Raw genomic sequence first — 24,908 nt, 5'->3', positions numbered from 1 at the left:
CGCATCTCTACAATCTCTCGAAACACCCGTTACGAATGGTCGATGCTCTCGATTACACGCCCCGAAAAATCCACTTCGGACAGCTCACCGTCTTCGAGTGCTTCGAGCCATTCAGCTTTCGCCTGCCAGCGGCCTACCTGCTCGCCGTCGAGGTCGGTCACCCACCCACGGAGGTTCCTCTGAGTCTCGGTCAATTCGCGAACCACGTTGATGACGCGCCCGACTTCCCGGTGGGGAACCGCGCCCGAATTTCCGGCGGTAATCGATTCGTACTCCACTTCGATTCGCTCCTCGTCGGTTTCGACCGAAGTGACGTAAACGCCGTGGCTCATCAACCGTGCTTCGAGTTGGTCAGGGTCGAAATCCATGGTCGAAAGAGCGTCGTCCACTCCTAAAGGGGTTGTGTGAACGAAACGTTCGAAACCGAACCGCCCCACGAGAGGTCTTCCGTGGCTCTCATGCGAGCGCCACCGTCTCGTCCAGTTCATTAGCATCCGATCTCAGCTGATACGGTTCGTCAATTCAGAAGTTGTCTCGATACTGAACCATCGTCGAAACCGCCGAAAACCCCATTCCAAAGTGAATTGCACCACTTCGAGTACAGAAAACTGTAATCGCACATCCGATGGCAGCAGTACCCGTCCCGAAGCCTCCTGCTACTACTACCCAGAACGCGACTCCGCCGAGAACCGCACAGCTGGCATAAAAGCCCCGCAGTAGGATAAATGGCGATCGATCCAAAAGAATATCCGCGTACGCGCCACCTCCGACAGCGTTGATGGTCGCGACTGCGACGAGGCCAAACGGCGAGACGGCCGTATCGACCGCAACGAGCGCCCCGGCGGTCGTGAACGCCGCCAAACCAGCTGCGTCAGCCCCGATCGAAATGGGGTGTCTATCCGGGGTTTCGAGAAGCACCGAGAGCAGGATTGCGAGCGCGACTCCCATGAGTGCGAAACCGACGTTCGACAACTGCTGGAGTGACAGTGGGAGCCGTCCCACGAGTATATCCCGCATGGCTCCGCCACCGAACGCGGTGACCAAGCCGACAACGAGAACTCCGAACGGGTCGAACTCCTCACGAATCCCCTTACTCGCTCCAACAAGCGCGAACGCGACGAGCCCGATGGCGTTCGCAATCGTGAACGTTTCCGCAAGTGGTGGTGTGAGTGCCATATTCCGAGTACTCCCTACGACGGCACGACGCGCCGAACCTGATAGCCCGCATCGCTCACTTCCGAGACGATTCTGTTTATCGTCGCCTCCCCCGGCGTTGATACGCGGATTACCAGGTCTGCCTTTCCAACTGGTAGCCCGTCTTCCGAGCGGTCGTGTCGAACGCTTCTGATGTTCGTGTCATGCCGCCCGATGATCTGAGCGATATTGCCGAGGGTACCCGGTTGGTCGTCGATGCGAACGTACAGCGTGACGAACTGCCGACGGTCAACGAGGGCACGAGTCAGAACGTCTTGAAGCGTCGCGATATCGATATTGCCGCCGCACAGGAGCGGTACAACCGTTTCCCCACTGCACTCGAACTTCTCGGAGAATAGCGCCGCGACGGACGTTGCGGCCGCACCTTCGACCAGCTGCTTCGAGCGTTCAAGTAGCCATAGCGTTGCGTGAGCGATATCCGTATCCGATACCGTCAATACCTCGTCAACGTGGGTGTTGATACTCTCGAACGTCAGCTCAGAGATGCTTCCCGTGGCGATCCCATCGGCGATCGTTTGTGGTGTCGCGTTCTCGATGGGATGCCCTTTCTCAAGGCTTTGCGGAACCGTTGCCGCCATCTCCGCTTGAACGCCGACGACACGCACCGAATCATCGATCGCTTTGACTGCCGTTGCGATTCCACTGATCAGGCCACCGCCTCCGATGGGGACGATAACTGTATCGAGGTCGGGAAGCTGTTCGAGGAGTTCAAGCCCGAGCGTGCCTTGCCCGGCGACGACCGCCGGATCGTCGTAAGCGTGGACGAACGTGGTTCCCGGTTCGTCAGCGTACGACTTCGCGAGGGCCATCGCGTCGGCGAACGTATCCCCTTCCAGTTCGACACTTGCACCGTAGCTTCGGGTCGCATCGACTTTCGCTTGCGGCGCCGTTTCGGGCATCACGACTAGCGCATCCAACCCCAGCTCCGTCGCCGCGAACGCCACTCCCTGAGCGTGGTTACCCGCGCTCGCTGCGACCACCCGAGTAGTATTACCCTCCGCAATCTGTGCGATCTTGTTGTATGCCCCACGGGGTTTGAACGACCCCGTCTTCTGCAGGTGTTCGAACTTGAACCACACCTCTGCGTTGACACGGTCTCCAAGTGTCGAACTCCGTTCGACGGGCGTCTCTCTGATTTCGGGCGACTTTTCGAGCCGCTCCGCAGCGGCTTCGATGTCGTCGAGTGTAACCGTCATTGTTGGGCTCCGATGATATCGATACGTTCTCCAGCGTCTTCGGCTTTCGCAGCCTCAAACACCGCTGACCCGACGGCGATATCCTGAATCGCCAGTCCAGTTGAATCGAAGACAGTTATTGAATCCGCTGCTGTCTCAGTCCCATCGGTGAGGACGGCACCCAGTGTTCCGAGAAGATCGACTTCAGTGAGTGCGCCATTCGAAACTGGCACGTTTATTTCGCCGGAGTGAGCACACTGCTCCCAATCGTCGATGACGACTGCGGCGTCGGTGAGCAGTTCTGTCTCGAGTTCCTGTTTTCCTTCGGCGTCAGCACCGATGGCGTTGATATGTGTTCCTGCCTCGATCCAGTCCCGACGAAGGATCGGCTCTCTAGAGGGTGTCGTAGTCGAAACGATGTCACACGCGGCGACGTCTTCCGGACTACCAGGTCGAATCGAGAGGTTGCGGTTCGATTCGGCGTCGATGAATCGCTCGATAGCAGAGTCGTCGAGGTCCGAGAGGACAACTTCATCGAGGTCACGAACCTGCAAAATCGCGTCGAGCTGTGTCCGAGCCTGCTCACCCGCCCCTAGGATTCCCAGCGAGGATACGTCGGTTGGAGCGAGGGCATCGGTAGCGACCGCCGCAGCGGCCCCTGTCCGAATCCGTGTGAGGGTCGTTCCGTCGAGAATTCCCAACGGATACCCCGAAGCGGGATCGCTCACGATTGCGAGGCCCATCACGGTCGGGAGACCAAACCGCTCTTCGTTGTCGGGGTGGACGTTGACCCACTTTACACCAGCACTCCCATCGACAGCGGCGGGCATCGCTCGAAAGTCCCCGTTTTCGGCGTGGACATCGACGTAGGTTTTCGGTGGCATCACAGCATCGTCCGATCCGATATCGACAAAGGCAGAGCGAACCGCTGAGATTGCCGTCTCCATATCGACGAGCCGTTCGACGGTTTCGCCCGTGACGATACGTGTCTCCTGATGTGAGTGCTCGTGTGCCATAGTAGTAACACCGACAAATCACTATCTTAGTCTTTCGATTCAATTAACGTTCGATAGTTGGTCTATAGTGCAATCGGACTCAAAAAGACAAAATTCTGATATTGGTGGGAAAACCTGCATTCGATGGCTGTATACCGCGAGCACGGTTGACCGAAGGACTGGAGTAGCCGATTTGCGAATCGGGACGTATGGATGTTGACGAAAAAGATCTCCTGATTCTCAAGACGATAGCCGACGAGGAGACGCGAAGTCCCGAATTCATTGCAGAGGAGACTGGCATTCCGCTTTCAACGGTCAACTATCGCATCAACGCTCTCAGGGAAAACGGTGTAATTCGAAACGACCACTACGATATCGATATGGCAGCACTCGGATTTCCGATCACGTTCATCGTAGAGGTGATCGCGGAGTACGGTGAGGGGTACCACGAAAACGTCGGTGAGCGCCTACGCGACGTTGAGGGAGTCACACACGTCTATTTCGCAGCCGGGGATACGGATTTTTTCGTCATTTCACAGCTTTCGAACCGGTCGATGGTCGAAACACTCATCAGCGAGTTCGAAGCGATCGATGGCGTCCAACGAACCAAATCGACGTTTACGATAAGCACACTCCGAGATGGCCACGAACCACTTCAACAGTACTCACTCGAAACCTTGGAACGAGAACTGCTCGATGAGATGTGAGCAACTGACGTGCCGTTTCGAGAGGTAATCCACCAGATACGTGCATCCGAACGCGAAACACGTCACTCGTGGCTGGCATATCCGGTCGTGACTCCAATCGAACGAGAAACCAAATCAAAACCGATGGCAGTGATATATCGCGGCGTTTCGGTTTCGACTTCGGCGATGGAGGATGACACCCACCTCCGAACTCGGAACTCCGAGACCCATGCATCTTTTGACGCCACGACGCTTACGCCGCCCTAATGAGCGAGTCAGACACCGTCGAGGAGACCTCGACGAGCAATCAGAACGCTTCGAGTTCTGATGACGGGCCAAAACAGGTAGACAGCCCTAACTACCACAGCGAAAACCACACCGCCGCCCAAACCTGTGGGTGGACGGCGAACGCCCTTCGAGGGGAAGGGAAATGCTACAAAAACATCTTCTACGGCATCGAGTCTCATCGCTGTATCCAGATGACGCCAGTGGTGAAATGCAACGAGCGCTGTGTCTTTTGCTGGCGCGACCACCGCGGCCACTCCTACGAACTCGGTGACGTGGAATGGGACGACCCCGAAGCCGTGGTCGATGCGAGCATCCGCCTCCAGCGCAAACTCCTGTCGGGATTCGGTGGGAACGACGACGTTCCCCGCGAAATCTTCGAGGAGTCGATGGAGCCGCGTCACGTCGCAATCAGTCTCGACGGCGAACCGACGCTGTATCCGTACCTGCCTGAACTCATCGAGGCGTTCCACGACCGAGACATCACCACGTTCCTCGTGAGCAACGGAACGAATCCGGAGATGCTGGCGAAGTGCAACCCGACGCAACTCTACGTCAGCGTGGACGCCGCAGACCGGGCCACCTTCGACCGCGTGGTTCGGGCGGTGGACGACGATGCGTGGGAGAAACTCATCGACACGATGGACGTGCTCGCCGAGAAAGAGGACACACGAACTGTCCTCCGAACCACGCTCGTCGGCGGCGAGAACGTCGCCAATCCGGACTGGTACGCCGGGTTTTACGAGCGCGCCGACCCGGATTTCGTGGAACTCAAGGCGTACATGCACGTGGGCCACTCGCGCGGTCGCCTCGACCGCTCGGCGATGTTAGACCACGAGGAGGTCGTGGAGTTCACCGAGAAAGTGCAAGAATACATGCCCGACCACGATGTGCTGAAACAAGTGCCTGCCTCGCGGGTCGCACTGTTGTCGAAAACCGAGGATACGTGGGTTCCGAAACTGAAGAAGGATAGCGAGTTCTGGGCGCGCGATTCGGTGACTGGGGAGTGGAAAAAGACCAACTGAGTTCTAGTATGGCGCGTAGAACACCCAACCCTCCGATGGCACCGTGATATCGACCCAGCCGTTTCCGTCGGTCGTGATGTCGCCGCCGGTTCCACTGTAATCCTTGAGTGTCGTGTTCGTCCACGAAGTGTACACCGACTGCGTGCGCGACCCTCCGCCGTTGTTGATGCCGATGAGGAGGTTGTTGTATCGCTCGTACACCGCGAGGTCGCCGTCGACGTGTCGCCAGTACGTTTCGCCGCCCGCGAGGTTCTTCTTGACCCAGACCATGTTGTTGACGTCGCTGTCGTCCAAGATGGCGTTCGGGTAGAGGTTGTACACCATCGGTGTCCCCTCGCTGGTGAGGACGAAGGCATGCGCGAGATGATACTGTGAGTGTGCGCCCTCGTCGTGGTTCTCAGTGAAATGGGCGTTTGAACACCGCCACAAACCAGCAAATTTAGATGGGGTGACGGACTATCTGCTATCCCAACTGCGGGACTTCGCGTCACAGCATCACATTTCTGTTACGCATATCGTTTCCGGTATGCTTAAACGAACGAAGCACGGAATGTCGAGTATGCCAGCGACATCGCTCGTGGTCGGGTACGACGAACTCGCCGCGTTGAAGCTACTTGCCATCGATGGCGCACTCGAAAGCGAGGTCAAAGTCTCGTGTGCCAACCTCGCCGACCGCCTCGATGCCTCCAATCAGACGGCGTCGCGTCGCCTCCAACAGCTCGACGATGCGGGCCTCATCACCCGTGAAATAGTCAGTAACGGCCAGTGGGTCGCCATCACCGACGACGGCGAATGGGAACTGAAACGCGAATACGAGGATTATCGGCGCATCTTCGAAAATCTCTCCGGCGTCGATCTTTCTGGTACGGTTACCGGTGGCATGGGCGAAGGCCGCCACTACATCTCACTGTCCGGATATATGGAGCAGTTCATGGAACGACTGGGCTACGAACCCTTCCCCGGCACGTTGAACGTCGAATTGACGGCCGAAAGCGTCCGTTCCCGATCCGCGATGGACGCGCTCGACCCAGTCCCGATCAACGGCTGGGAAGATGGCGACCGAACCTATGGCCCAGCAGTTTGCTACCCCGCCGCCATCGAAACGACGGATGGCGATTCGTACGAACGAGCCCACGTTATCGCACCCGAACGAACCCACCACGACGAAAACCAGTTGGAACTCATCGCTCCCAAGAAACTCCGCAACGAACTCGACTTGGGTGACGACGACCACGTCACGGTTCACGTCGAGGAGGCACCATGAGTCAGACCGCCGCTGCGGCGGTCGAGCGGGCAATTGAGGAGTTCCGGGCGGGTTCGCCCTTGCTCGTCCACGACGCCGCCGACCGCGAGGGAGAAACGGATCTCATCTACCCCGCGGCAGCGGTCTCCCCGGAGGCAGTCTCCCGCCTCCGCAACGATGCAGGAGGATTGATTTGTGTCGCGCTTTCGTACGATGTTGCGGAAGCCTTTGATCTCGCGTACATGGACGAAATCATCGACCATCCCGCAAGCGAAGGCCACGACCTCGGCTACGACTCACGGTCGTCTTTCTCGCTGACCGTGAACCACCGCGACACCTACACCGGCATCACCGACGACGACCGTTCCCTGACGATCACCGAACTGGCAAACGCGGCGAGCGCTCCTCACGAACTCGACTTTGCCGACGAGTTCCGCGCGCCGGGGCACGTCCACCTGCTGCGCGCCGCACCCGGCCTGCTCGATGAACGACGTGGCCACACCGAACTCGGTATCGCGCTGGCGAATGCCGCAGAGCAGGCACCCGCCGTCGTCGTCTGTGAAATGCTGGACGACCAGACCGGTGGCGCGCTCTCACCCGACGACGCACGAGCGTACGCCGAACGCCACGGATTCCCGTATCTCGAAGGCGCACAGATTATCGAGACGCTGGATTAACTTGCTTCACTGCTTACTCCCGCTCGAGTAATTCCGAACAATCGTTCGGAGACAATCGCCAAAACTGATTACCTTGGCCTTCATTGAGGCGAACGTATGAGCTTTGACGAGATGGATGTGGATACGATATGGATGAACGGCGAGTTCGTCGATTGGGACGACGCGAAAATCCACGTCCTCACACACGGACTACACTACGGAACCGGTGTTTTCGAGGGTGTACGGTGCTACGACACCGAAAACGGCCCCGCAATCTTCCGCTGGGAGGAACACCTTCAGCGCCTCTATGATTCCTGCAAGCCCTACAATATGGAAATCGAGTACGAACCGGAGGAACTCACGGAGGCTACGCTCGAACTCATCGACCGCCAAGACCTCCATTCCTGCTACATTCGGCCAATCGCGTACTACGGCTACGACAGCCTCGGCGTCAGTCCCGGCGACTGCCCAACCGACGTGACCATCGCCGCATGGCCGTGGGGCGCATACCTCGGTGACGAAGCCCTCGAAAACGGCGTGAAAGTGATGGTTTCTTCGTGGCGCAAACATTCCTCCAGCCAAATTCCGACGAACGCCAAAACGACCGGTCTGTACGTTAACAGCCTGCTCGCTGGTGAGGAAGCCCGACGAAACGGCTTCGTCGAGGCAATCGTCCTGAACAAAGAAGGTAACGTCGCGGAAGGTCCCGGCGAGAACATCTTCCTCGTGCGCGACGGCGAGATCTACACGCCCGGCCTCTCCCAGAGCATCCTCGATGGTATCACCCGCGACAGCGTCATCACGGTGGCGCGCGAGATGGGCTACACCGTCCACGACGATGCAACCATCAGCCGCGGTGAACTCCACACCGCCGACGAACTGTTCTTCACCGGCAGTGCGGCGGAGGTCACCCCAATCCGACAGGTCGATAACGTCGAAATCGGCAACGGAAGCCGCGGTCCCGTGACTGAGGAAATCCAGTCGCGCTTCTTCGACCTCGTGAACCGGCGCATCGACGACCACGAAGAGTGGTTCACGTACATTAACGAATAGTCGGCTTCGCAGCTTTTCGGTTCTTCACGGTTTACGGTAGAACTACCGTTGAAGGTTTTCAGGAGTCCCTTCCCTCGAAAAGTTCCTCCACCAACGCGGTCACCGCCGCATCCTCCCCCATCCGGATACTCGCATCCTGACTCCTCCCTGACCTCTTTCGCAACCCAGCGAAACAGATTCATCGTGACGAATAGCGCACGCCAGAGGTCAGAAATGTCGTAGTGTGCAAACGGCTCGTTGAGTTTGTCTATCACCCTGTCAGCCCACGCGTGTGATACTAAAAATCGGCGACACACTTCCGAAACTCCTCGCTGATACCTCCTTCGCTTCCAGTGGAGATGGTGGTACGACAGTGCTCAGCTCGTAGCCTGGACTACTCTCGAAGCCGGTTTTACTGCTGAGAAACCGCAGAAAGAAAAACGATACCGAAAGTTAGCTCGTTACGGCGACTTCGCCTTCCGCACGCTCCGGTTCGCGAGCCTGCTTGTCCTCTTTCTCCTCTTCTTCCTTCTTGGCCTTGATCTTCTTCATTCGGAAGATCTCCTCGCGCTCTTGCTCTTCGAGTTTCTGCTCGATGTAATCCTGCGCTTCGTACAGTTCGGGTAGCAGTTTGAATTCTAGCGCGTTGACACGGCGCTTGGTCGTCTCGATTTCGGTGAGCATTTTCTTCATCGCCGTCTCGACTTCCGCGGCGAGAATGATGCTTTCGAGCAGTTCCTCGTAGGCGTCCGCAGTTTCGTCGATTCGGGCGCTCGTGCCGAGCACACCGTATCCGCGCTCGTCCAGCGATTTCTTGACTTTCGAGGATTCGATTTGCGGAACGACGACACCCATGATGTTTTTCGATTCGGTCGTAATCTCCGGGTGTTCCTGCAGTGCGGCGGCAGCCCCACGAACCGCCACGTCGCCTTCCATCGCGCGAGCCATGTTTATGGTCTGCTGTGCGCGCTGGTAGTCCGCATCGAGACCGGAGCGAACGTCCTGTGCCTGGTCGAGGATATCCATGAACTCCATGATGAGGCCGTCTCGTTTCTTCTCCAGCGTGTCGTGGCCCCGCTCGGAGAGGTCGATGCGGTCTTCTATCTGCATCAGTTCCTTCCGAGTGGGTTTGACGTCCTTGGCCATCTTGCTTGACTGTAAAAACTCGAAGGGGATAATACTTTACAGTCGGGATTGGTGGCGTCTGAGTGTCCGGAAAAATACCGACAGTGTGACCTCAACAAGAACCCACGCACGGCATTAGTATGAACCAATCGACTCGATTGGCGTTCACCGGAGTTTGAACCCCTACCACGACCAACAGCGAAAGAAAATCAGCGTGTCATTCTCGCGTCGGCAGTCGGTTACATCTGATTTCGGTATACTTTCGTTCCACGCGTTCGAAACGACCGGAAGGAAGTTTGAACGGGGAGAGTAGACACTTGCCGAGACAGGCCGGCTGCATAGCTATAGAGCGGTCGGCTTCGTAAACGACTAATAGCCACTCTACGAATGAGTGCGTGATGAGTAGCGAGACTATCGACCAAAAAAAAGGGACGCAAGAAAAGCGCGTTAAAAAGCGTGTAAGGGGGTTACATGCTTAGACCAGAACAGATGAGTCGCGTCTCGATCACCGGATCGGAACGGGTTCTACACGATGTGATCGAGATCGTTTATGATCTACGTTTGATGGATTTGACGGATTACGATGGTTCTTGGGAAGGTTTTGACCCAGGTAATCCAGTCGAAAAAGCGGACGATATCTCTGAGAAGCTCGTTACGATCCGCGCTATCAAGAGTACGCTCGACATCGACGAGGACGAGGTCGACGTCAAACGAATCGTCACTGACGAAGCGGTCGAGACCGAACTCGAGGATATTCGTGTTCGGGTCAACGAACTCGACGACCGACGAAGTGAGTTGGAGGACGACCTCCACACAGTCGAGGAGAAAATCGATTCGGCAAAACCGCTCACCGATCTCGGAATCGATATCGATCTGCTGTCGGGATACGAAAACCTCCTCGTTGCAGTCGGCAAAGGAAACGAGAATGCCGTCAGAGATGCTGTAAGTAACTCCGACGAAATTCAGCAATTCGAGCTATTTGTCGAAAACGGCGTCATCGCCGTCTTTGCATACCCCGTCGAGGATGCCGAAGAAGACGTGCTCGATGAAACACTCGTTGGCGTCGACTTCACGCCCATCGAGGTTCCGGACGCTTCCGGTAGTCCGGAAGAGTACGTCGCCGAGTTACAGCACGAATACCAACAGTACGAATCGAAGCTCAAGGGCGTCGAGAACGACCTCGAGAACATCAAGCTCGATTCAGCGGAGTTCCTGCTTGCGGCCGAAGAAGAGCTGACCATCGAGGTGCAGAAGGCCGAAGCTCCGCTTCAGTTCGCAACGACTGAACACGCCTTCGTCGCTGAGGGATGGCTTCCGAGCAAGCAGTACTCTCAGTTGGAATCCAGTCTCAACCAGGAGTTGGGCGAATCCATCCAGATCGACGAACTCGAACGCGTGTCCTACAACGACAGAGGACAAGTCGTGGAACACGACACTGTCGAGGGAGGTGAGGGTACCCCAACTGCCGCGGACGGCGGTGAGACTGCCCGAACCGACGGTGGAACCGCTACAAAAACGACGAGCGAGCCACCGGTTATTCAGAAAAACCCCGAACCGGTCACACCCTTCGAGGAACTCGTCAGGCTGGTCGATAGACCGAAATACTCGGAGTTCGACCCGTCCATCGTCCTCTTCTTCACGTTCCCGCTCTTCTTCGGGTTCATGATCGGCGACTTTGGCTATGGGGTGTTGTACACGTTGATCGGATATCTCATCTATAGCAAGGCAGACAGCAGGACGCTCAAACATCTCGGTGAAATCGGCATGTGGGCCGGCGGATTCACAGCGCTGTTCGGTGTGCTGTTCGGTGAGGTGTTCGGCCTCCACATACTCGGTGAAGTCGTTTGGCCAGGTGGGCACCCGCCAATCGAGAAAGGTCTCTCGCCAGCGACTGGTGACTTCGCACGCGTTTGGATCGTCCTCAGCCTCCTAGCAGGACTTCTGCACGTCTCGCTGGGTTACATCTTCGACTTCGCACAGAAGTTGGAGTCTCACGGAATCAAGGACGCGTACCTCGAGAGCGGTTCCTGGGTCGTCCTGATGGTCGGTGTCTGGATTTGGATCTTCAGCAAGACCATGACGGGGGCAAAACCCGACTTCCTGTTTACCGTGTTCAACGGGGATCCGTTGGCACTCGGCTTCGCCGGATTCTCCACGACGGTCGGATGGGCGGCGCTCGCCGTCGGTCTTGGAATCGGATTCCCGTCGAGGGTTATCAGCGAAATGCTCCACTACGGTAGTGCCGGTATCATCGCCGGTGCGTTGGAGAGCCTCCAGGTTCTGGTGAACGTCCTCTCGTACGTGCGAATCGCGGCAGTGCTGCTCGCGAAAGCCGGGATGGCGTTCGTGGTCAACCTGCTGGTCTTCGGTGCGTACAACCACCATGGCGAGTTCCACTTCCTGATCGACCACGGTCCGAGTTGGGTGACCCATCACTACGGGCATGAAGCCGCCATCATGTTCCCCGGACTCATCCACTCGGGAATCGCCGGTGTCATCTTCGCCTTGCTAATCTTCCTCGTCGGCCACTTCGTCGTGCTCGCGCTCGGTATCACGAGTGCAGGACTGCAGGCCCTGCGTCTGGAGTTCGTCGAGTTCCTCAGCAAGTACTACGAAGGCGGTGGTAAGGTGTACAAACCGTTCGGCTACGAACGTCGATACACCTCGAAAGAGTAAGCGACGACGATTTTTTCTCCCTTGAATATCCGTCCATAGTCTCGACTTCTCGTTATGAATTTTTGTTAGTGTTGGAAACAGAATATAGTATGTTTTGAACACCGCATCAATCGAAAAATAGCCGTCGGTCGAACACCAATGCTTCGAATATTCACCCCTGAATTTTCAATAATCAGTTGGAAATGAACTGAACAGTATCTGAATATCGCCATTTATTGTTGTATATCTAATATCTTAAATGGTTATCCTCGTGACCCAAGAACCACTGGCGCGACGGCATTTAGGAAGCTTTATTGATGGCCTAGAACCAGTAACACCTAGGTACATGATGGAACAGACAGCTATGTTTATGGACGCGCTCACACTAATGCAACAGACCGGCGCAGAGGGCGCAGGCGGGCCTGCACTCCCGGCAACTGGCCTTGCAGCACTCTCCGTGGGGCTTGCTGCCCTCGGTGCAGGTATTGCAGAGCGTAGCATCGGATCCGCAGCAGTCGGTGCACTCGCTGAGGATTCGGTTTCCTTCGGTGTCGCACTCGTTATGACCGTCCTTCCGGAAACGATGGTCATTCTGGCACTGGTCACCCTCTTCACGGTATAATACGAGAAGAGCGACCGGGCGAATTTTTCACGCACCCTGAATTTCTACACCGTGGCAATCGCTATTCTCAGTAGTGTCATCTCTGCGCCGACTGTGATGGTACGCAATGTGCGGAACTAGCTCTCGCTATGGAAAACTGCTGGTGTCGGAAGACCGTAGCGATGACGTATTTATTTCGGAACTGCGAAGAGATGCCAAACGATTTGGCGATTTCGAAATCTGGACGACGACTATCCACTGCGATGGGTTCTACACAAACTGACGTGTCTATCTGGCGCGTCTCAACCCTTCGTGTTCTGGCGAATCCAATTTCTGAATTCGGTTACCCGATATCCGAGACCGACGCCACGCTTCGGGAGAAACTCGGCTCTCACGGCAAATTATCCTTCTACTGCTAGACAACGTCGTACACCTCGGCCGAGGGTGAGAACGACATCCGATACCGACAGCTGATGGTAGTGAATGGAAAACAGTCCTTGATAATCCAATTCTCCGCCTTCTGTTGAAGGTCGCGGATTGAACGCTATTCGCAGTTCGAACAGCGGATGCACGAGAAACGGTAGATTCTGTGTGGATTTCGAAGAAAGAATAAAACGAGAATCCGACTTAGTCAGCCGCGACTTCTTCGGCCTGCTCTTCGGGGTAGTACTTGTCGATGTACTCCTCGTCGATACGGTTGAGTTCTTCTTTTGGGAGCATGCTGAGCAAGTCCCAGCCGATGGTCAGGGTCTCTTCGATGGTTCGGTTCGTCTCGAATCCCTGGTCGATGAACTCCTTCTCGAAGCGGTCTGCGAAGTCGAGGTACTTGTTGTCACGTTCGCTCAGTGCTTCTCGACCGACGATGTTCACGAGGTCACGAAGGTCTTCACCCTGTGCGTACGCGGCGTACATCTGGTCAGACACACCGGAGTGGTCTGCACGGGTCAGTCCCTCGCCGATACCGTCGTCCATCAGGCGCGACAGCGATGGAAGCGGGTTGATCGGTGGCTGAATTCCCTGCGAGTTCAGGTCACGGTCGATGTAGATCTGACCCTCGGTAATGTACCCGGTCAGGTCAGGAATCGGGTGCGTGTCGTCGTCGCCCGGCATCGTGAGAATCGGAATCTGCGTAACAGACCCTTCACGGCCTTCGATACGACCTGCGCGTTCGTACAGCTGCGCAAGGTCAGTGTACATGTAACCGGGATATCCACGTCGCCCCGGCACTTCTTCACGCGCGGCACCGATTTCACGCAGTGCCTCACAGTAGTTCGTCATGTCCGTCAGGATAACCAGCACGTGGTAATCCTTGTCGAACGCGAGGTACTCTGCCGTGGTGAGTGCGAGACGCGGCGTGACCGTCCGCTCGACTGCGGGGTCGTCTGCGAGGTTCATGAAGACGACGGAGCGTTCCAGCGCACCGGTTCGCTCGAAGTCCTCCATGAACTCGTTCGCCTCTTCGGCGGTGATTCCCATCGCGCCGAACACAACTGCGAACTCGCTTCCTTCACCGTCGCCACCCTCGTCCTCTTCCGGCACGCTCGCCTGTCGCGCAATCTGGAGCGCGAGTTCGTTGTGCGGCAGACCGGACGCCGAGAAGATGGGTAGTTTCTGTCCACGAACCAGCGTGTTCATGCCGTCGATTGCGGACACACCGGATTGGATGAACTCTTCGGGGTATTCGCGAGCGTACGGGTTGATAGCCGCACCGACGATGTCACGACGCTCGTCCGGAATGATTTCCGGGCCGCCGTCGATCGGGTTGCCGGAACCGTCGAGCACGCGGCCGAGGAGTTCTTCCGTGACGGGCATTTTCATCGTCTCGCCGAGGAATCGAACCGACGACTGTCGGTCGATACCTTCGGTTCCCTCGAACACCTGAATCGAGACGAGACCGTCGCTTGATTCGAGTACCTGTCCACGCAGTGTTTCGCCGTCAGGTGTTTCGATTTCGACGATTTCGTCGTATCCGATCGGCTCGTCAACCTCGGCGAACACCAGCGGACCGCTGATTTCCGTGATTGTCTGGTATTCTTTCATTAGTACTTCTCCCTGAGCTGTTGGGTGATGTTTTCTTCGACTTCGCTGATGAAGTCCTGCCACTCTTCGGCCGTTCCCATTCGGTTCAAGCGCGGCGCGGCGTCGATATCCGTGATTTCGGTGACGGGGACGCCCGCTTCGAGCGCGGCAAACGCCTCCTCGTTGAACGTCTGGATGGCTTCGAGCATCCGGTAGGTCTTCTCCGGCGAACAGAACATGTCCACGTCGTGGAACGCGTTCTGCTGGAGCCAACCTTCACGCAGATACCGTGCGACCTCGAGCGTGAGCTGCTGGTCTTCCGGAAGTGCGTCCTTACCGACGAGCTGAACGATTTCCTGGAGTTCGTCCTCCTCGTCCAGCACGTCAACCGCCCACTGGCGCTTCTCCGGGAAGTCCGGCTCGACGTTCTGTTCGTACCACGGGTCGAGCTGGTCTTTGTACAGCGAGTACGACTCGTTCCAGTTGATGGACGGGAAGTGCCGCCGTTCGGCGAGGTCAGCGTCCAGCGCCCAGAACGTTTTCACGATACGCAGGGTGTTCTGCGTGACCGGCTCGGAGAAGTCGCCACCGGGCGGCGACACTGCACCGATAACCGACACCGAACCCTCCGTGCCGTTGATGTTCTCGAACTTGCCTGCTCGCTCGTAGAACTCGGCGAGTCGGGCGGCGAGGTACGCCGGATAGCCCTCTTCGCCGGGCATCTCTTCGAGACGCGAGGAAATTTCACGCATCGCCTCTGCCCACCGCGAGGTGGAGTCGGCCATGAGCGCAACGTCGTATCCCATGTCACGGTAGTACTCCGCGATGGTGATTCCCGTGTAAATGCACGACTCACGTGCTGCCACGGGCATGTTCGACGTGTTCGCGATGAGGCACGTCCGCGACATCAGCGGTTTGCCGGTTCGCGGGTCTTCCAGTTCCGGGAAATCCTCGATAACTTCCGTCATCTCGTTGCCGCGCTCACCACAGCCGACGTAGACGACGATGTCCGCGTCTGCCCACTTTGCGAGCGAATGCTGGGTCACCGTCTTTCCGGAGCCGAACGGCCCCGGAATTGCGGCGGTTCCACCCTTTGCGATAGGGAACAGGCCGTCGAGGATACGCTGACCGGACACGAGCGGCGTCCGTGGCGTCTGTTTGTCGACGGATGGGCGCGGTTCACGAACCGGCCACTCCTGTTGCATCTGAATTTCTTCACCGTTGTCGAGTTCGACGACGGTGTCGGTGACGGCGTAGTCGCCATCTTCGATGGAGACGACTTCGCCACCCTCGTAGTCCGGCGGCACCATCACTTTGTGATCGATGCTCTCGGTTTCGGGGACGATACCGACGACGTCGCCGGGCTCGACCTCGTCACCTGGTTCGACTTCGGGGTTGAACTCCCAGGTCTTCTCTTGGTCGATACCGGGTGCGTCGACACCACGGTCGAGGAACGCGCCCATCTTGTCTTCGAGCACGTCGAGCGGGCGCTGAACACCGTCGTAGATGGAGTACAGCATACCCGGCCCGAGATCAACTGAAAGCGGTTCGCCCGTGTTTTCGACGGGTTCCCCGGGTGCGACGTTCGAGGTTTCTTCGTACACCTGAATCGTCGTGTTGTTTCCTTCGATTTCGATGACCTCGCCCATTAGCCCTTCTTCGCCGACGTACACAACGTCGTTCATCCGGGCACCGAGGTCCGTGGCGGTCACGACCGGACCACTCACGCTCTCAATGACGCCGTCCTCACGGACGACATCGCTGTCTGTTGCCTGGCTCATTCGTTGTCTCCTTGTTCGTCTTCGTCCATAAGGTCGATACCGATTGCACGCTTGATTTTGTCGCGGAGTCCACCGCTTCCCGCGCCACCACCCAGCGTCACGAGGGTGGGTTCCACGCTCGTCTCCACGTCGTTTCTGACGTTTCGAGAGAGGTGTGAAAGGTCGTCGTCGTGCATCACGATGATGCCCACGTCGTCATCGGTCAGAATCTCGGAAACCGCCTCGTCCAAGTCAGCGTCTTTTTCGCTGTCTGGAACGTTTGCGAACTTCCGGACGCCTGCGAGTCGGAATCCGGTCGTAAAGTCCGGACTTCCAATGACGGCTATTTCCTGGCTCATAGTACCACCAGTTCGTCTTCGATTTCGTCTTCGGACAGTCCTGCTTCGCGTCCACGCGCGATGGCACGGATGTTCTCCACCTCACGTTGCTTGGCGAGCACGTACGCGAGTACTGGACACACCGACAGCGGGAACACGCGTGAGAGATGCTCGGAGTATTTGAGCAGTGCCGCGTCGAGTGCGTGCTCGAATCCGATGAGACTCTCGGCTTGCTCCAGCTCGTCGAGCGCTTCGTCCAGATCTTTCCCGTACGTGCTATCCCGAACTCGGCTGATCAGCTCGTCCGTGTTTCCGGCGAGCTGTGACAGTTCCGAGGGTTTGAACAACTTCCCACCCGAAATAAAATACTCCGAGGGGTCGATGTCCGCGCCGCTACGACTGATTCGAAGGGCGTTTCGGATGTTACGGAAGTCGATTTCCGCTTGCAGGAATTCGACGTACAACTGAGTTGGACGGCTTTCGGACTCCGTAACGCCTTCCATCAGTCCCTCGTAGTACGCGCGGTCAACCGCGTTCTCCAGCGGAATCAGCAGTCCGGTGGATTCGTAATCCTCGTATGCGGCTTCGAGGTGGTCGCCGAAAATCGTGCCGCTGAGCATCTCGACGACATCCTCGATAGTTCCTGCTTCGGTCAGACGGTCGAGGAACGACTGGTCGAACTCACCTGCGTGAATCAAGTCGTCGCGAACCGACTGGCTGTCTGCGTCGGCGTAGATGCCGCGAAGAACCGTCTTGACGTTCCACGCGTCGAACTTTCGCAGATATCGCGCGATAAGGGTGTACAGCTTTCCACCCGTCCAGTCCAACACGTCGTTGAAGTGCTTCGCGAGGTTGCGGTTCAGTGCGTACTCTATGAGGTCGACACCGTCATAGCGTGAACCGAGCGCGTTGATCTCGGATTCGTATTCGGACTCCTCCATGTACCGGGCGATTTCGCCCGTACCCATTCGGAGGAGCTTCCGATAATCTTCGTCATCGAACAGCGCGGCTCGCCGTGCTTTCGCGCGGGCGTTGACGTATCCGTAGTTCGATGTTCCGTCTGTTGAACTCATTGCTCGAACAGTCGCGAACTGATTTCTTGGAGGTTATCCTCCCACACGTCCTCAAGCACCGAATCGAACGTGTTGTTCACGCGAACGCGGGATGCCTCGCTTTCGGCGACGACGCCGCCGAGGCATTCGTATTCTCCCGCGTACTCGAAGCCATCGTAGTCCGCAACAACGTCGGTGAGCAAGTCTTCGTCGTCGGCCCGTCCGTACACTTGGACGGTGTCACCCGAGTCGAACTCCTCTGCCGCCGCATCAAGCAGTGTGCGTGTCAGTTCTTCGCGCTCCTCGCCACCGAGGGTGGCGATTCGCTCTTCCACATCGGAACGAACGTCTTGCAAAACGTCCCGACGGGCTTCCAGTCGCTTCTGCTTGGCTTCGAGCTTCGCGCTGGAGAGCTTTTGCTCTCGCTCTCGCTCGATTTGGTTCTCGATTTCGCGCTCTTTCACCGCGAGAATCTCCTCGGCATCCGACTCCGCCTCGGCGATTATCTCGTCCGCACGGGATTCTCCTTCCGCACGAATCTCTTCCGCGCGCTCGCGGGCTTCGTTTCGAATATCCTCAACTACCGTTTCCAGGCTCATTGATGAAGGGGGTAAGGGAGTGTTCTATTGAACTCGGCTAATGCGAGTATGAATTTGAACATTTGTTTGGTCCTCTGTGGCTCTATAGCCTAACAGGTCGTAGTTCGAGTTACTGGATTCTTAAAACTTCCCAAAGCGCTTCGTTAGAGACGAATTCGCCGTATTCCTGTGTCTTTGTCGCCCACATTGAAATTGCTCCCGATGGCGAACCGTGACGAATTCACCGAACTCTCATCAGCGCCGATTGGGTCGTCGGGATCGAACCCCTGCCACGACCGATCGCCGTTCGACAGGCGAATGCGGTTCAGTTAGTGAACTGTTTCGATGACTTTGGGTATGACGACCGCCGTCACCGAGACCTTGTTCGCTTGCTCAGGTCTGAGCGTGCACTTCTTCGGTGAACTGGTCGAGGACGAACTCTATGGTGTCATCGACGTTCTCCTCCGCGCGTGATTCGAGCTGTTCGCGTTCTTTCTCACCTTCGGCGAGAATTTCCTCACGCTCGGCTTCGATCTCCTCGCGCGCCTCCGCTATTCGTGTTTCTTCCAGCTCTCTGGCTTCCTCTTCGGCTTCCTCGCGGAGTTCTTCCGCGGTCTTACGAGCCTCGGAAATCCGCTGTTCGCGGTCTTCTTTGGCTTCCGCGACGATGTCGTCAGCCTCCGTTTCGGCCTCCGTAATTCGTTCGAGAACCTCTGGTCTCGGCATATATTGTAATCACGCGAATGGTTGCGCGAGCGGCTATAAACTACTTGCGGAACCGCCACGACCTTTTACGACGGTAGTTGTCGCCGTTTCCGCCCGCGACCGTTGTAAAAGGTGGGTATGAAAGGTGGGGATTCATGACAACCCGGTTCTAAGCGCCCGATAATGGGTATCCTCGAAAACAAACGTCGAGCACGAATCTTCTATAAGTATCTCTCGAAGGTGTACGACACGGTCAACCCGTTCATCTGGAACGAAGAGATGCGGACAGAGGCGCTGTCGATGCTCGACATCGACGAAGACGACCGAGTGCTCGACGTCGGCTGTGGAACCGGTTTCGGAACCGAGGGACTGCTCGAACACACGGACAACGTCCACGGGCTCGACCAGAGCGTCCACCAGTTACAGAAAGCGTGGGCGAAAATCGGCAAGTACGACCCCGTCAGTTTCTATCGCGGCGACGCCGAGCGACTGCCATTCAAAAACAACTCCTTCGACCTTGTCTGGTCGTCCGGCTCCATCGAGTATTGGCCCGATCCGGTCGAAACGCTTCGGGACATCCGCCGCGTGACGAAACCGGGCGGGCAAGTGCTCGTCGTCGGGCCGAACTACCCCAGAACGGGCGTTATGCAAAAAGTCGCGGACTCGATTATGCTCTTTTACGACCGCGAAGAGGCAGACCGAATGTTCCGCGAAGCGGGCTACGAGGACATCCGTCACCGCGAGATGGGACCGCAGTACGACCCAGACATTGCTATTACGACGGTTGCGCGCGTACCTGACAACTAACCTAACTGGCTGTCGTTTCTAGCTCCGCGACGAGGGCTTTTCCCACCGAAATTCGAACAACCATTCCGTCTCCGATTTCGAACAGCGGTGCATTCGTCCCTGCGACTTCGAAACTCGCCGTTTCGCCCGCACTCCACGTTTCGTTCGTTGCGCTGTTGAACGGCCCGGTCGGACCGGATTGGTACCCCTTCGCCGAAAAGAACGGAAACGGTGGCTGGTGGTTGAGTGGCGTTCCGTTTACGAAAACGGTGACAGTCAGCGATTCGACTCTGAGCTAATCGCCTGCCTGATGAACGAACGTCAGGCGGTCGGTTGCGGCATCAGCTGAAACGTCGATTGCAACGTATGTTGGCTCCCGAAGCGTCGTCGATTCCACCGTGACAGCGCCGATCGTTCCCGCGAGAACGAGCGTGACGACGATCAAAAGCACCGTTGCAACGACGGGTGAAAGAGCGCGATTCGGCACGAACCGAACTGGTTTCGTTTCAGTATTTCAACGTTCGGATTGGACGAATCGATTGCGGTGGCCCGGTCGTCGTGTTCGTGTTGGCTGTTCCGTATGGAGAGAGGGTTACGTTGACCGTCCTCGAATTGTGCGTGGCGGAGACGGTGAATTTCCGCCTTGGAGCGATCGTCCATACCACTCCGTCGCTTCCGGCTTTCTCGACTTCGGTTTCTCCAACCGAGATACGACTATTGACCGGTTTGCCGTCGCCATCGGTCACGTTGATCCGAAGCGGCCCGCCGGCGTAGGTTTGGTTGACAGCGAGTTCGAGATACGTGGTGTTGTTTCGAACGGGTGGACCGTAGGGGATGTGGTTGGCGCTGGCGAGAGATTGATACTGCGTTTCTCGGAATATCTTCTCCGTGCTTCCGTCGAGAACCGCTTTGATTACCCCGTGTTCGTGTGGGAGGGTCGTCAGGAAGATACCCGTCCCGAACCTGGTGCTCGTGCTTAACTCACCGCTGCTGTTGTTCCGCACCCACGGATACTGTTTTGCGGTGATGTTTTGGGCTTGCTTAAGCAGCAGCTGGTTCGTTCCGTCCGGATTTCTGTTTTCAACGAGATATGCTTCCCGGACGTACTGATTTCCGTGAATGGCGGATAGAACGACGCCGCTTTCCGTCGTTTCCACGTAAACCGTCTGTGGTTCCGACTTTCCTCGGTACTGATTGACTGCATACTGCCGTACCGCCCCTTGTAGCGGGATCAGTTTCCCTTGGAGCGTCCACACTTCCGGCGTAAACCGTGGAACATCCTTTCCGCGAGTTTTCATGTGCTGTATCGACTGTTCGATATTCCCCGCTCTCGCATGGAGCACCGCAAGCCGTCTCACGTACTCTTCGCCGGATATCTCTCCGCTGTTGAACTTCTCTCGGGTGGTTCGTTCCGTGTTTTTCAACGACGAAAGCTGCGATTCGATTTCGTATCGATACCGGAGGAGCGCTTGCTCTTTGACTTGATTGGTTTTCGCGCTCGACAGCTTTTCGTCGAGCATATATATCCGCTTCTGTGCCTCTATCTCGTTTTTCTCCATCTCTAGGGTTGCGCTGAGACTGAGCGATGGTGCATCCGTTTCAGCGCGGTCTGGTGTTCCGAGACTCAGCTGCGATGTCGTGCTGTTGAATCCCGGTGGTTCCACTATCTCTTTCACACCGGTCTCCGTGGACATCGAATTCGTGGACCCAGCTTCGAATGCAACCGCGGGCGGAGCGAGGGCAAGGAGCACTGCTAATACGACGGGAAGAACCCGGGCCATGTGGATGATGTACGTACGTCCCCATTAAAATACGTACGGGATTTAAGGGCAGTTGTTTGAACGTCGGAGAAGGACGGAAATCATTCAAATCGCTCGCTGATGTTTTATCGCATGGATGGAAAGTATTTTCTTGCCCGATTTACCACACAAGTGTATGCGGTCACATTCCTCCCTCCTTGTAGTCCTCCTCACCCTCCTCATCGTGGGTTCCGGTGTTTCTGGGGCCGATACACGGCACGTGGCCACAGATAGCCTCGATGCTCCGGCGAGTGTCGATGGTGCTGTTGCGAGTCAGTCAGCGGTCAACGAGACGGCGAACGGAACCACGATTCGGATTACCCCACAGCCGGATGGTGATGCCCGGTGGAATGTTTCGATGGAGTTCGTCGCGCAAAACGAGAACGAAACAGCCGCGTTCAAAGAACTCGGCGATGATTTCAAAAACGGCGACGATACGATTGGCCCGTCGGAAGACGTGTTCATTCGAATCGTCCAGCAGATGGAAGCGGAGACGGGCCGCGACATGAAGATTCTCGACCCAGAACGAAAATATACGTCGAGCAACACGACCCACACGCTGTCGCTGACGTTCGTCTGGACGAATTTTACGCGAGTCGAGGGCGACAGAATAATCCTGCGAGATGCATTTTTGCTCGACGATGGTGAATCGACGTGGCTCGGTTCGCTCGCTGCCGACCAGCGACTCATCATCGAGGAGCCTCCCGGATATCGGATTCAGAACTCGCCGAACTTCGGCCACAGCAACGGGACAATAATGCTGGAAGGCCCGAAGTCACTGAACTCTGAAAACAAGGAAATCGACGTGACGTACACGAAAATTGACGGTGGTACAATTCCCATTATTTCGACGACCAACATCGTCCTGCTTTTGCTCGTCGTCAGTACCGGCGCCGTCGGGGTGTACGTTTTGATGCAACGACGGGACAACAAATCGGCGGATGACCCTGCCGACGCACCTCCCGCACCGTCTCCAGAATCTGAACACGATTCCGAACCTGAACACGGTTCCGAATCGGAGAGCGACGAACTCGATGTCGAACTGCTGTCCGACGAGGAGCGTGTCGAACACCTGTTGAAACAGAACGGCGGTCGGATGAAACAGGCAAAAATTGTCACGGAGACGAACTGGTCGAACGCGAAGGTGTCACAACTCCTCTCGTCCATGGACAAAGACGACCGCGTCGATAAACTCCGGATTGGGCGCGAGAATCTCATTACGCTTCCTGACGAGGATATCGCCGATTTCGACAACGAGTGAGCAGTCCAAACGAGTAAGGAAACCGATTAGTACGGGTTGTGCATTGTCGACTGTTTCGAAAACGTTTACCCCCTACCCGGAAAGGAATTGACCATGAAGGTTCTTGTGACCGTAAAAGAAGTCGCCGAACTCGCGGATGACTTCGAAGTCGAGGGAACCGAGGTAGATGACCGATACCTCGAATACGACCTCAATGAGTGGGACGATTACGCCGTCGAAGAAGGAGTCCAACTGAACGAGGCAGGTGTCGCTGACGAAGTCGTTACCGTCACCATCGGTCCCGAGCGCGCGGAAGAGACGATTCGGATGGCGCTCGCCAAAGGTGCAGACCGCTCGATTCGCGTCTGGGACGAGTCGTTCGAGGACGTTGACCTGCTCGACACCGAAACAAAGGTTCAGATTCTCTCCGCGGTCGTCGCTGAAGAAGAACCTGATCTCGTGCTGACCGGCGTGCAGGCAGGCGACGACGCGTTCGGTTCGACCGGTGTCGCGCTCGCCGACGACATCGACTTCGAATGGGCAGCGGTCGTGAACGACCTCGATATGGACGCCGACGCCGGTGTCGCACACGTTCACCGCGAACTGGAGGGCGGTGTCGAGGAACTGACCGACGTGGAACTCCCCGCAGTGCTCACTATTCAGACCGGTATCAACGAACCTCGATACGCCAGTCTGCGTGGCATCCGACAGGCCCAATCCAAAGAAATCGCACCCAAAACGCTTGCCGACCTCGGTCTCGACGCCGATTCGGTACGGAGCGACCTGACGCTGACCGATATGTACGAACCAGAAAGCGAAAGTGACGCAGAAATCTTCGAGGGAAGCGCCGAAGAGACTGCCGGGAAACTCGCTGAAGTCCTTCGAGAGAAGGGGGTGGCAGAATGAGCGACGTGCTTGCCATCACGGAACACCGCCGCGGCGAACTCCGCGACGAGAGCTTCGAAATCATCTCTGCCGGACGCGAACTCGCCGACGACGCGGGTGGCGACCTTCACCTCGCAGTTATCAGCGGTGACGTGGATTCCTTCGCGGACAGCCTGAACCGCGAGGGTGTGGACGCTATCCACACCGTCGAGAATGGCGAGGAGTTCAACCACGACGTGTACGTGCAGGCCATCGAGGCGCTGTACAACGACCTCGCACCGACGTTCCTCCTCATACCGAACAGCGTGAACGGATTGGACTACGCGCCCGCAGTTGCCAACCGACTTGACCTGCCGCTCGTGACGGACGCCATCGGCTTCGAGTACGACGGCACGCTCACGACGACCCGTGAAATGTACGGTTCGAAAGTTGAGACGACGGTAGAAGTCGAGGGCGACCAGTTCGCCGTCACGACCCGTGGTGCGGAATGGCCCGAGGCAGAGGGCGTCGGTGACGCCGAAGTTTCTGCATTCGACTTCGACGTTGACGAATCCGCAGTTCGCTCGACCGTCACCGGTTTCGAGGAAGTCGGCAGTGGCGACGTGGACATCAGCGAAGCCGAATTCATCGTCAGCATCGGCCGGGGTATCGAGGAGGAGGACAACCTCCCGCTTATCGAAGACCTCGTGGAAGCGACGGGCGCAACCCTCGCATCCTCACGCCCGATCGTGGACAACGGCTGGCTTCCGAAGAACCGACAGGTCGGCCAGTCGGGAGCGCAGGTCACGCCGAAAGTGTACCTCGCAATCGGTATCTCCGGTGCAGTTCAGCACGTTGCCGGAATGAAAGGCGCGGAAACCATCATCGCGGTCAACACCGACCCGAACGCGCCCATCTTCGACATCGCCGATTACGGTGTCGTGGGCGACCTGTTCGAAGTCGTCCCTGAGCTCATCGAGCAGTTCAGTTAGACGCTTTTTCGGTTCGTATTTTTCACTCAAACGACAAGTGCAGTTCGACTAGCGACCTTTTTCACGGTTCTCCCCGAGTGCA

25 protein-coding genes and 1 pseudogene are annotated in these 24,908 nt (G+C 57.0%); 11 read left to right on the top strand and 15 right to left on the bottom strand.

The features are described from left to right. Positions 1-29: 29 nt before the first annotated feature. The 4 genes from ACN2TU_RS13100 to ACN2TU_RS13085 all read right to left on the bottom strand — a co-directional run bounded on the left by ACN2TU_RS13100 (position 30) and on the right by ACN2TU_RS13085 (position 3,406). The gene (locus ACN2TU_RS13100; RefSeq protein WP_435155873.1) at positions 30-368 is read right to left on the bottom strand and encodes a DUF8159 domain-containing protein; all 339 of its coding nucleotides are present in this window, start codon (positions 366-368) and stop codon (positions 30-32) included. Between the two features lie 154 nt (positions 369-522). Beyond that, positions 523-1,176 (bottom strand): trimeric intracellular cation channel family protein, encoded by a 654-nt coding sequence (locus ACN2TU_RS13095; RefSeq protein WP_435155872.1) that lies wholly within the window; start codon positions 1,174-1,176, stop codon positions 523-525. 14 nt (positions 1,177-1,190) lie between these two features. Further along, positions 1,191-2,411, bottom strand: coding sequence for a threonine ammonia-lyase (gene ilvA, locus ACN2TU_RS13090; protein ID WP_435155871.1), 1,221 nt, complete (start codon positions 2,409-2,411; stop codon positions 1,191-1,193). Continuing rightward, positions 2,408-3,406 (bottom strand): ornithine cyclodeaminase family protein, encoded by a 999-nt coding sequence (locus ACN2TU_RS13085; protein WP_435155870.1) that lies wholly within the window; start codon positions 3,404-3,406, stop codon positions 2,408-2,410. Before ACN2TU_RS13085 ends, ilvA begins: the two co-directional genes overlap by 4 nt. A gap of 188 nt (positions 3,407-3,594) precedes the next feature. Here ACN2TU_RS13085 and ACN2TU_RS13080 point away from each other — a divergent pair, with 188 nt between their 5' ends. Then, positions 3,595-4,092: an Lrp/AsnC family transcriptional regulator gene (locus ACN2TU_RS13080; RefSeq protein ID WP_435155869.1), complete on the top strand. Its 498-nt coding sequence runs from the start codon at positions 3,595-3,597 to the stop codon at positions 4,090-4,092. Positions 4,093-4,337: 245 nt separating this feature from the next. Beyond that, positions 4,338-5,381, top strand: coding sequence for a 4-demethylwyosine synthase TYW1 (gene twy1, locus ACN2TU_RS13075; RefSeq protein WP_435155868.1), 1,044 nt, complete (start codon positions 4,338-4,340; stop codon positions 5,379-5,381). A gap of 3 nt (positions 5,382-5,384) precedes the next feature. Here the strand turns inward: twy1 and ACN2TU_RS13070 are convergent, their stop codons facing one another. Continuing rightward, positions 5,385-5,810 (bottom strand): alpha-amylase domain-containing protein, encoded by a 426-nt coding sequence (locus ACN2TU_RS13070; protein ID WP_435155867.1) that lies wholly within the window; start codon positions 5,808-5,810, stop codon positions 5,385-5,387. A 130-nt stretch (positions 5,811-5,940) separates the two neighbouring features. Here ACN2TU_RS13070 and ACN2TU_RS13065 point away from each other — a divergent pair, with 130 nt between their 5' ends. From ACN2TU_RS13065 to ACN2TU_RS13055, 3 genes are all read left to right on the top strand, one after another. Further along, positions 5,941-6,645: a DUF120 domain-containing protein gene (locus ACN2TU_RS13065; RefSeq protein WP_435155865.1), complete on the top strand. Its 705-nt coding sequence runs from the start codon at positions 5,941-5,943 to the stop codon at positions 6,643-6,645. Continuing rightward, positions 6,642-7,301 (top strand): 3,4-dihydroxy-2-butanone-4-phosphate synthase, encoded by a 660-nt coding sequence (gene ribB / locus ACN2TU_RS13060; protein WP_435155864.1) that lies wholly within the window; start codon positions 6,642-6,644, stop codon positions 7,299-7,301. The genes ACN2TU_RS13065 and ribB overlap by 4 nt, the downstream gene beginning before the upstream one ends. 96 nt (positions 7,302-7,397) lie before the next feature. After that, positions 7,398-8,333: a branched-chain amino acid transaminase gene (locus ACN2TU_RS13055; protein ID WP_435155863.1), complete on the top strand. Its 936-nt coding sequence runs from the start codon at positions 7,398-7,400 to the stop codon at positions 8,331-8,333. 131 nt (positions 8,334-8,464) lie between these two features. Here the strand turns inward: ACN2TU_RS13055 and ACN2TU_RS13050 are convergent. Beyond that, positions 8,465-8,587 (bottom strand): annotated as a pseudogene (locus tag ACN2TU_RS13050) (hypothetical protein); the annotation flags it as partial. A gap of 178 nt (positions 8,588-8,765) precedes the next feature. Then, entirely contained in the window at positions 8,766-9,458 is a 693-nt protein-coding gene (locus ACN2TU_RS13045; RefSeq protein ID WP_435155861.1) for a V-type ATP synthase subunit D, read from the bottom strand. Positions 9,459-9,908: 450 nt separating this feature from the next. Here ACN2TU_RS13045 and ACN2TU_RS13040 point away from each other — a divergent pair, with 450 nt between their 5' ends. Both ACN2TU_RS13040 and ACN2TU_RS13035 read left to right on the top strand, forming a co-directional pair. Further along, positions 9,909-12,113: a V-type ATP synthase subunit I gene (locus ACN2TU_RS13040; protein WP_435155860.1), complete on the top strand. Its 2,205-nt coding sequence runs from the start codon at positions 9,909-9,911 to the stop codon at positions 12,111-12,113. 325 nt (positions 12,114-12,438) lie between these two features. Further along, the gene (locus tag ACN2TU_RS13035) at positions 12,439-12,714 is read left to right on the top strand and encodes a hypothetical protein (RefSeq protein WP_435155859.1); all 276 of its coding nucleotides are present in this window, start codon (positions 12,439-12,441) and stop codon (positions 12,712-12,714) included. 606 nt (positions 12,715-13,320) lie between these two features. Here the strand turns inward: ACN2TU_RS13035 and ACN2TU_RS13030 are convergent. The 6 genes from ACN2TU_RS13030 to ahaH all read right to left on the bottom strand — a co-directional run bounded on the left by ACN2TU_RS13030 (position 13,321) and on the right by ahaH (position 19,166). Continuing rightward, positions 13,321-14,733, bottom strand: a complete 1,413-nt coding sequence (locus tag ACN2TU_RS13030; RefSeq protein WP_435155858.1) for an ATP synthase subunit B — start codon at positions 14,731-14,733, stop codon at positions 13,321-13,323. After that, a complete protein-coding gene (locus ACN2TU_RS13025; protein ID WP_435155856.1) occupies positions 14,733-16,493 on the bottom strand; it encodes an ATP synthase subunit A in 1,761 nt (586 codons plus the stop codon). Before ACN2TU_RS13025 ends, ACN2TU_RS13030 begins: the two co-directional genes overlap by 1 nt. Beyond that, the gene (locus tag ACN2TU_RS13020) at positions 16,490-16,831 is read right to left on the bottom strand and encodes a V-type ATP synthase subunit F (RefSeq protein ID WP_435155855.1); all 342 of its coding nucleotides are present in this window, start codon (positions 16,829-16,831) and stop codon (positions 16,490-16,492) included. The genes ACN2TU_RS13025 and ACN2TU_RS13020 overlap by 4 nt, the downstream gene beginning before the upstream one ends. Next, a complete protein-coding gene (locus ACN2TU_RS13015; protein ID WP_435155854.1) occupies positions 16,828-17,883 on the bottom strand; it encodes a V-type ATP synthase subunit C in 1,056 nt (351 codons plus the stop codon). The genes ACN2TU_RS13020 and ACN2TU_RS13015 overlap by 4 nt, the downstream gene beginning before the upstream one ends. After that, positions 17,880-18,461, bottom strand: coding sequence for a V-type ATP synthase subunit E (locus ACN2TU_RS13010; protein WP_435155852.1), 582 nt, complete (start codon positions 18,459-18,461; stop codon positions 17,880-17,882). Before ACN2TU_RS13010 ends, ACN2TU_RS13015 begins: the two co-directional genes overlap by 4 nt. Before the next feature lie 372 nt (positions 18,462-18,833). Beyond that, positions 18,834-19,166, bottom strand: a complete 333-nt coding sequence (ahaH, locus tag ACN2TU_RS13005; protein ID WP_435155850.1) for an ATP synthase archaeal subunit H — start codon at positions 19,164-19,166, stop codon at positions 18,834-18,836. 162 nt (positions 19,167-19,328) lie between these two features. On the opposite strand from ahaH, the gene ACN2TU_RS13000 reads away from it, so the two are divergent. Further along, positions 19,329-19,952, top strand: coding sequence for a methyltransferase domain-containing protein (locus ACN2TU_RS13000; protein WP_435155848.1), 624 nt, complete (start codon positions 19,329-19,331; stop codon positions 19,950-19,952). Between the two features lie 274 nt (positions 19,953-20,226). On the opposite strand, the gene ACN2TU_RS12995 is transcribed toward ACN2TU_RS13000, so the two are convergent. Together ACN2TU_RS12995 and ACN2TU_RS12990 are read right to left on the bottom strand one after the other, a co-directional pair. Further along, the gene (locus tag ACN2TU_RS12995; RefSeq protein WP_435155847.1) at positions 20,227-20,418 is read right to left on the bottom strand and encodes an archaellin/type IV pilin N-terminal domain-containing protein; all 192 of its coding nucleotides are present in this window, start codon (positions 20,416-20,418) and stop codon (positions 20,227-20,229) included. Positions 20,419-20,437: 19 nt separating this feature from the next. Continuing rightward, positions 20,438-21,712, bottom strand: a complete 1,275-nt coding sequence (locus tag ACN2TU_RS12990; RefSeq protein ID WP_435155846.1) for a DUF7094 domain-containing protein — start codon at positions 21,710-21,712, stop codon at positions 20,438-20,440. Between the two features lie 154 nt (positions 21,713-21,866). On the opposite strand from ACN2TU_RS12990, the gene ACN2TU_RS12985 reads away from it, so the two are divergent. The 3 genes from ACN2TU_RS12985 to ACN2TU_RS12975 all read left to right on the top strand — a co-directional run bounded on the left by ACN2TU_RS12985 (position 21,867) and on the right by ACN2TU_RS12975 (position 24,826). Then, positions 21,867-22,991 (top strand): helix-turn-helix transcriptional regulator, encoded by a 1,125-nt coding sequence (locus ACN2TU_RS12985; RefSeq protein ID WP_435155844.1) that lies wholly within the window; start codon positions 21,867-21,869, stop codon positions 22,989-22,991. A gap of 93 nt (positions 22,992-23,084) precedes the next feature. Further along, on the top strand, positions 23,085-23,876 hold the full coding sequence (locus ACN2TU_RS12980) for an electron transfer flavoprotein subunit beta/FixA family protein (RefSeq protein WP_435155843.1): 792 nt from the start codon (positions 23,085-23,087) through the stop codon (positions 23,874-23,876). Beyond that, positions 23,873-24,826 carry an electron transfer flavoprotein subunit alpha/FixB family protein gene (locus ACN2TU_RS12975; RefSeq protein WP_435155842.1) on the top strand — a complete coding sequence of 318 codons (954 nt, stop codon included), beginning with the start codon at positions 23,873-23,875 and terminating at the stop codon, positions 24,824-24,826. The genes ACN2TU_RS12980 and ACN2TU_RS12975 overlap by 4 nt, the downstream gene beginning before the upstream one ends. Positions 24,827-24,908: the final 82 nt, after the last annotated feature.

The organism is Haladaptatus marinus (assembly GCF_051194195.1).
This window is presented reverse-complemented; position numbering and strand designations above follow the sequence as displayed.

What these genes read in the sequence shown, in the direction of transcription:
- ACN2TU_RS13030 (WP_435155858.1), bottom strand. Translation starts at nt 14,733, where the DNA reads ATGAAAGAATACCAGACAATCACGGAAATCAGCGGTCCGCTGGTGTTC.
- ACN2TU_RS13100 (WP_435155873.1), bottom strand. Translation starts at nt 368, where the DNA reads ATGGATTTCGACCCTGACCAACTCGAAGCACGGTTGATGAGCCACGGC.
- ahaH (WP_435155850.1), bottom strand. Translation starts at nt 19,166, where the DNA reads ATGCCGAGACCAGAGGTTCTCGAACGAATTACGGAGGCCGAAACGGAG.
- ACN2TU_RS13015 (WP_435155854.1), bottom strand. Translation starts at nt 17,883, where the DNA reads ATGAGTTCAACAGACGGAACATCGAACTACGGATACGTCAACGCCCGC.
- ACN2TU_RS12990 (WP_435155846.1), bottom strand. Translation starts at nt 21,712, where the DNA reads ATGGCCCGGGTTCTTCCCGTCGTATTAGCAGTGCTCCTTGCCCTCGCT.
- ACN2TU_RS13040 (WP_435155860.1), top strand. Translation starts at nt 9,909, where the DNA reads ATGCTTAGACCAGAACAGATGAGTCGCGTCTCGATCACCGGATCGGAA.
- ACN2TU_RS13020 (WP_435155855.1), bottom strand. Translation starts at nt 16,831, where the DNA reads ATGAGCCAGGAAATAGCCGTCATTGGAAGTCCGGACTTTACGACCGGA.
- ACN2TU_RS12975 (WP_435155842.1), top strand. Translation starts at nt 23,873, where the DNA reads ATGAGCGACGTGCTTGCCATCACGGAACACCGCCGCGGCGAACTCCGC.
- ACN2TU_RS13085 (WP_435155870.1), bottom strand. Translation starts at nt 3,406, where the DNA reads ATGGCACACGAGCACTCACATCAGGAGACACGTATCGTCACGGGCGAA.
- ACN2TU_RS12980 (WP_435155843.1), top strand. Translation starts at nt 23,085, where the DNA reads ATGAAGGTTCTTGTGACCGTAAAAGAAGTCGCCGAACTCGCGGATGAC.
- ACN2TU_RS13080 (WP_435155869.1), top strand. Translation starts at nt 3,595, where the DNA reads ATGGATGTTGACGAAAAAGATCTCCTGATTCTCAAGACGATAGCCGAC.
- ACN2TU_RS13095 (WP_435155872.1), bottom strand. Translation starts at nt 1,176, where the DNA reads ATGGCACTCACACCACCACTTGCGGAAACGTTCACGATTGCGAACGCC.
- ilvA (WP_435155871.1), bottom strand. Translation starts at nt 2,411, where the DNA reads ATGACGGTTACACTCGACGACATCGAAGCCGCTGCGGAGCGGCTCGAA.
- ACN2TU_RS13035 (WP_435155859.1), top strand. Translation starts at nt 12,439, where the DNA reads ATGATGGAACAGACAGCTATGTTTATGGACGCGCTCACACTAATGCAA.
- ACN2TU_RS12985 (WP_435155844.1), top strand. Translation starts at nt 21,867, where the DNA reads ATGCGGTCACATTCCTCCCTCCTTGTAGTCCTCCTCACCCTCCTCATC.
- ACN2TU_RS13010 (WP_435155852.1), bottom strand. Translation starts at nt 18,461, where the DNA reads ATGAGCCTGGAAACGGTAGTTGAGGATATTCGAAACGAAGCCCGCGAG.
- twy1 (WP_435155868.1), top strand. Translation starts at nt 4,338, where the DNA reads ATGAGCGAGTCAGACACCGTCGAGGAGACCTCGACGAGCAATCAGAAC.
- ACN2TU_RS13045 (WP_435155861.1), bottom strand. Translation starts at nt 9,458, where the DNA reads ATGGCCAAGGACGTCAAACCCACTCGGAAGGAACTGATGCAGATAGAA.
- ACN2TU_RS13055 (WP_435155863.1), top strand. Translation starts at nt 7,398, where the DNA reads ATGAGCTTTGACGAGATGGATGTGGATACGATATGGATGAACGGCGAG.
- ribB (WP_435155864.1), top strand. Translation starts at nt 6,642, where the DNA reads ATGAGTCAGACCGCCGCTGCGGCGGTCGAGCGGGCAATTGAGGAGTTC.
- ACN2TU_RS13025 (WP_435155856.1), bottom strand. Translation starts at nt 16,493, where the DNA reads ATGAGCCAGGCAACAGACAGCGATGTCGTCCGTGAGGACGGCGTCATT.
- ACN2TU_RS13000 (WP_435155848.1), top strand. Translation starts at nt 19,329, where the DNA reads ATGGGTATCCTCGAAAACAAACGTCGAGCACGAATCTTCTATAAGTAT.
- ACN2TU_RS13065 (WP_435155865.1), top strand. Translation starts at nt 5,941, where the DNA reads ATGCCAGCGACATCGCTCGTGGTCGGGTACGACGAACTCGCCGCGTTG.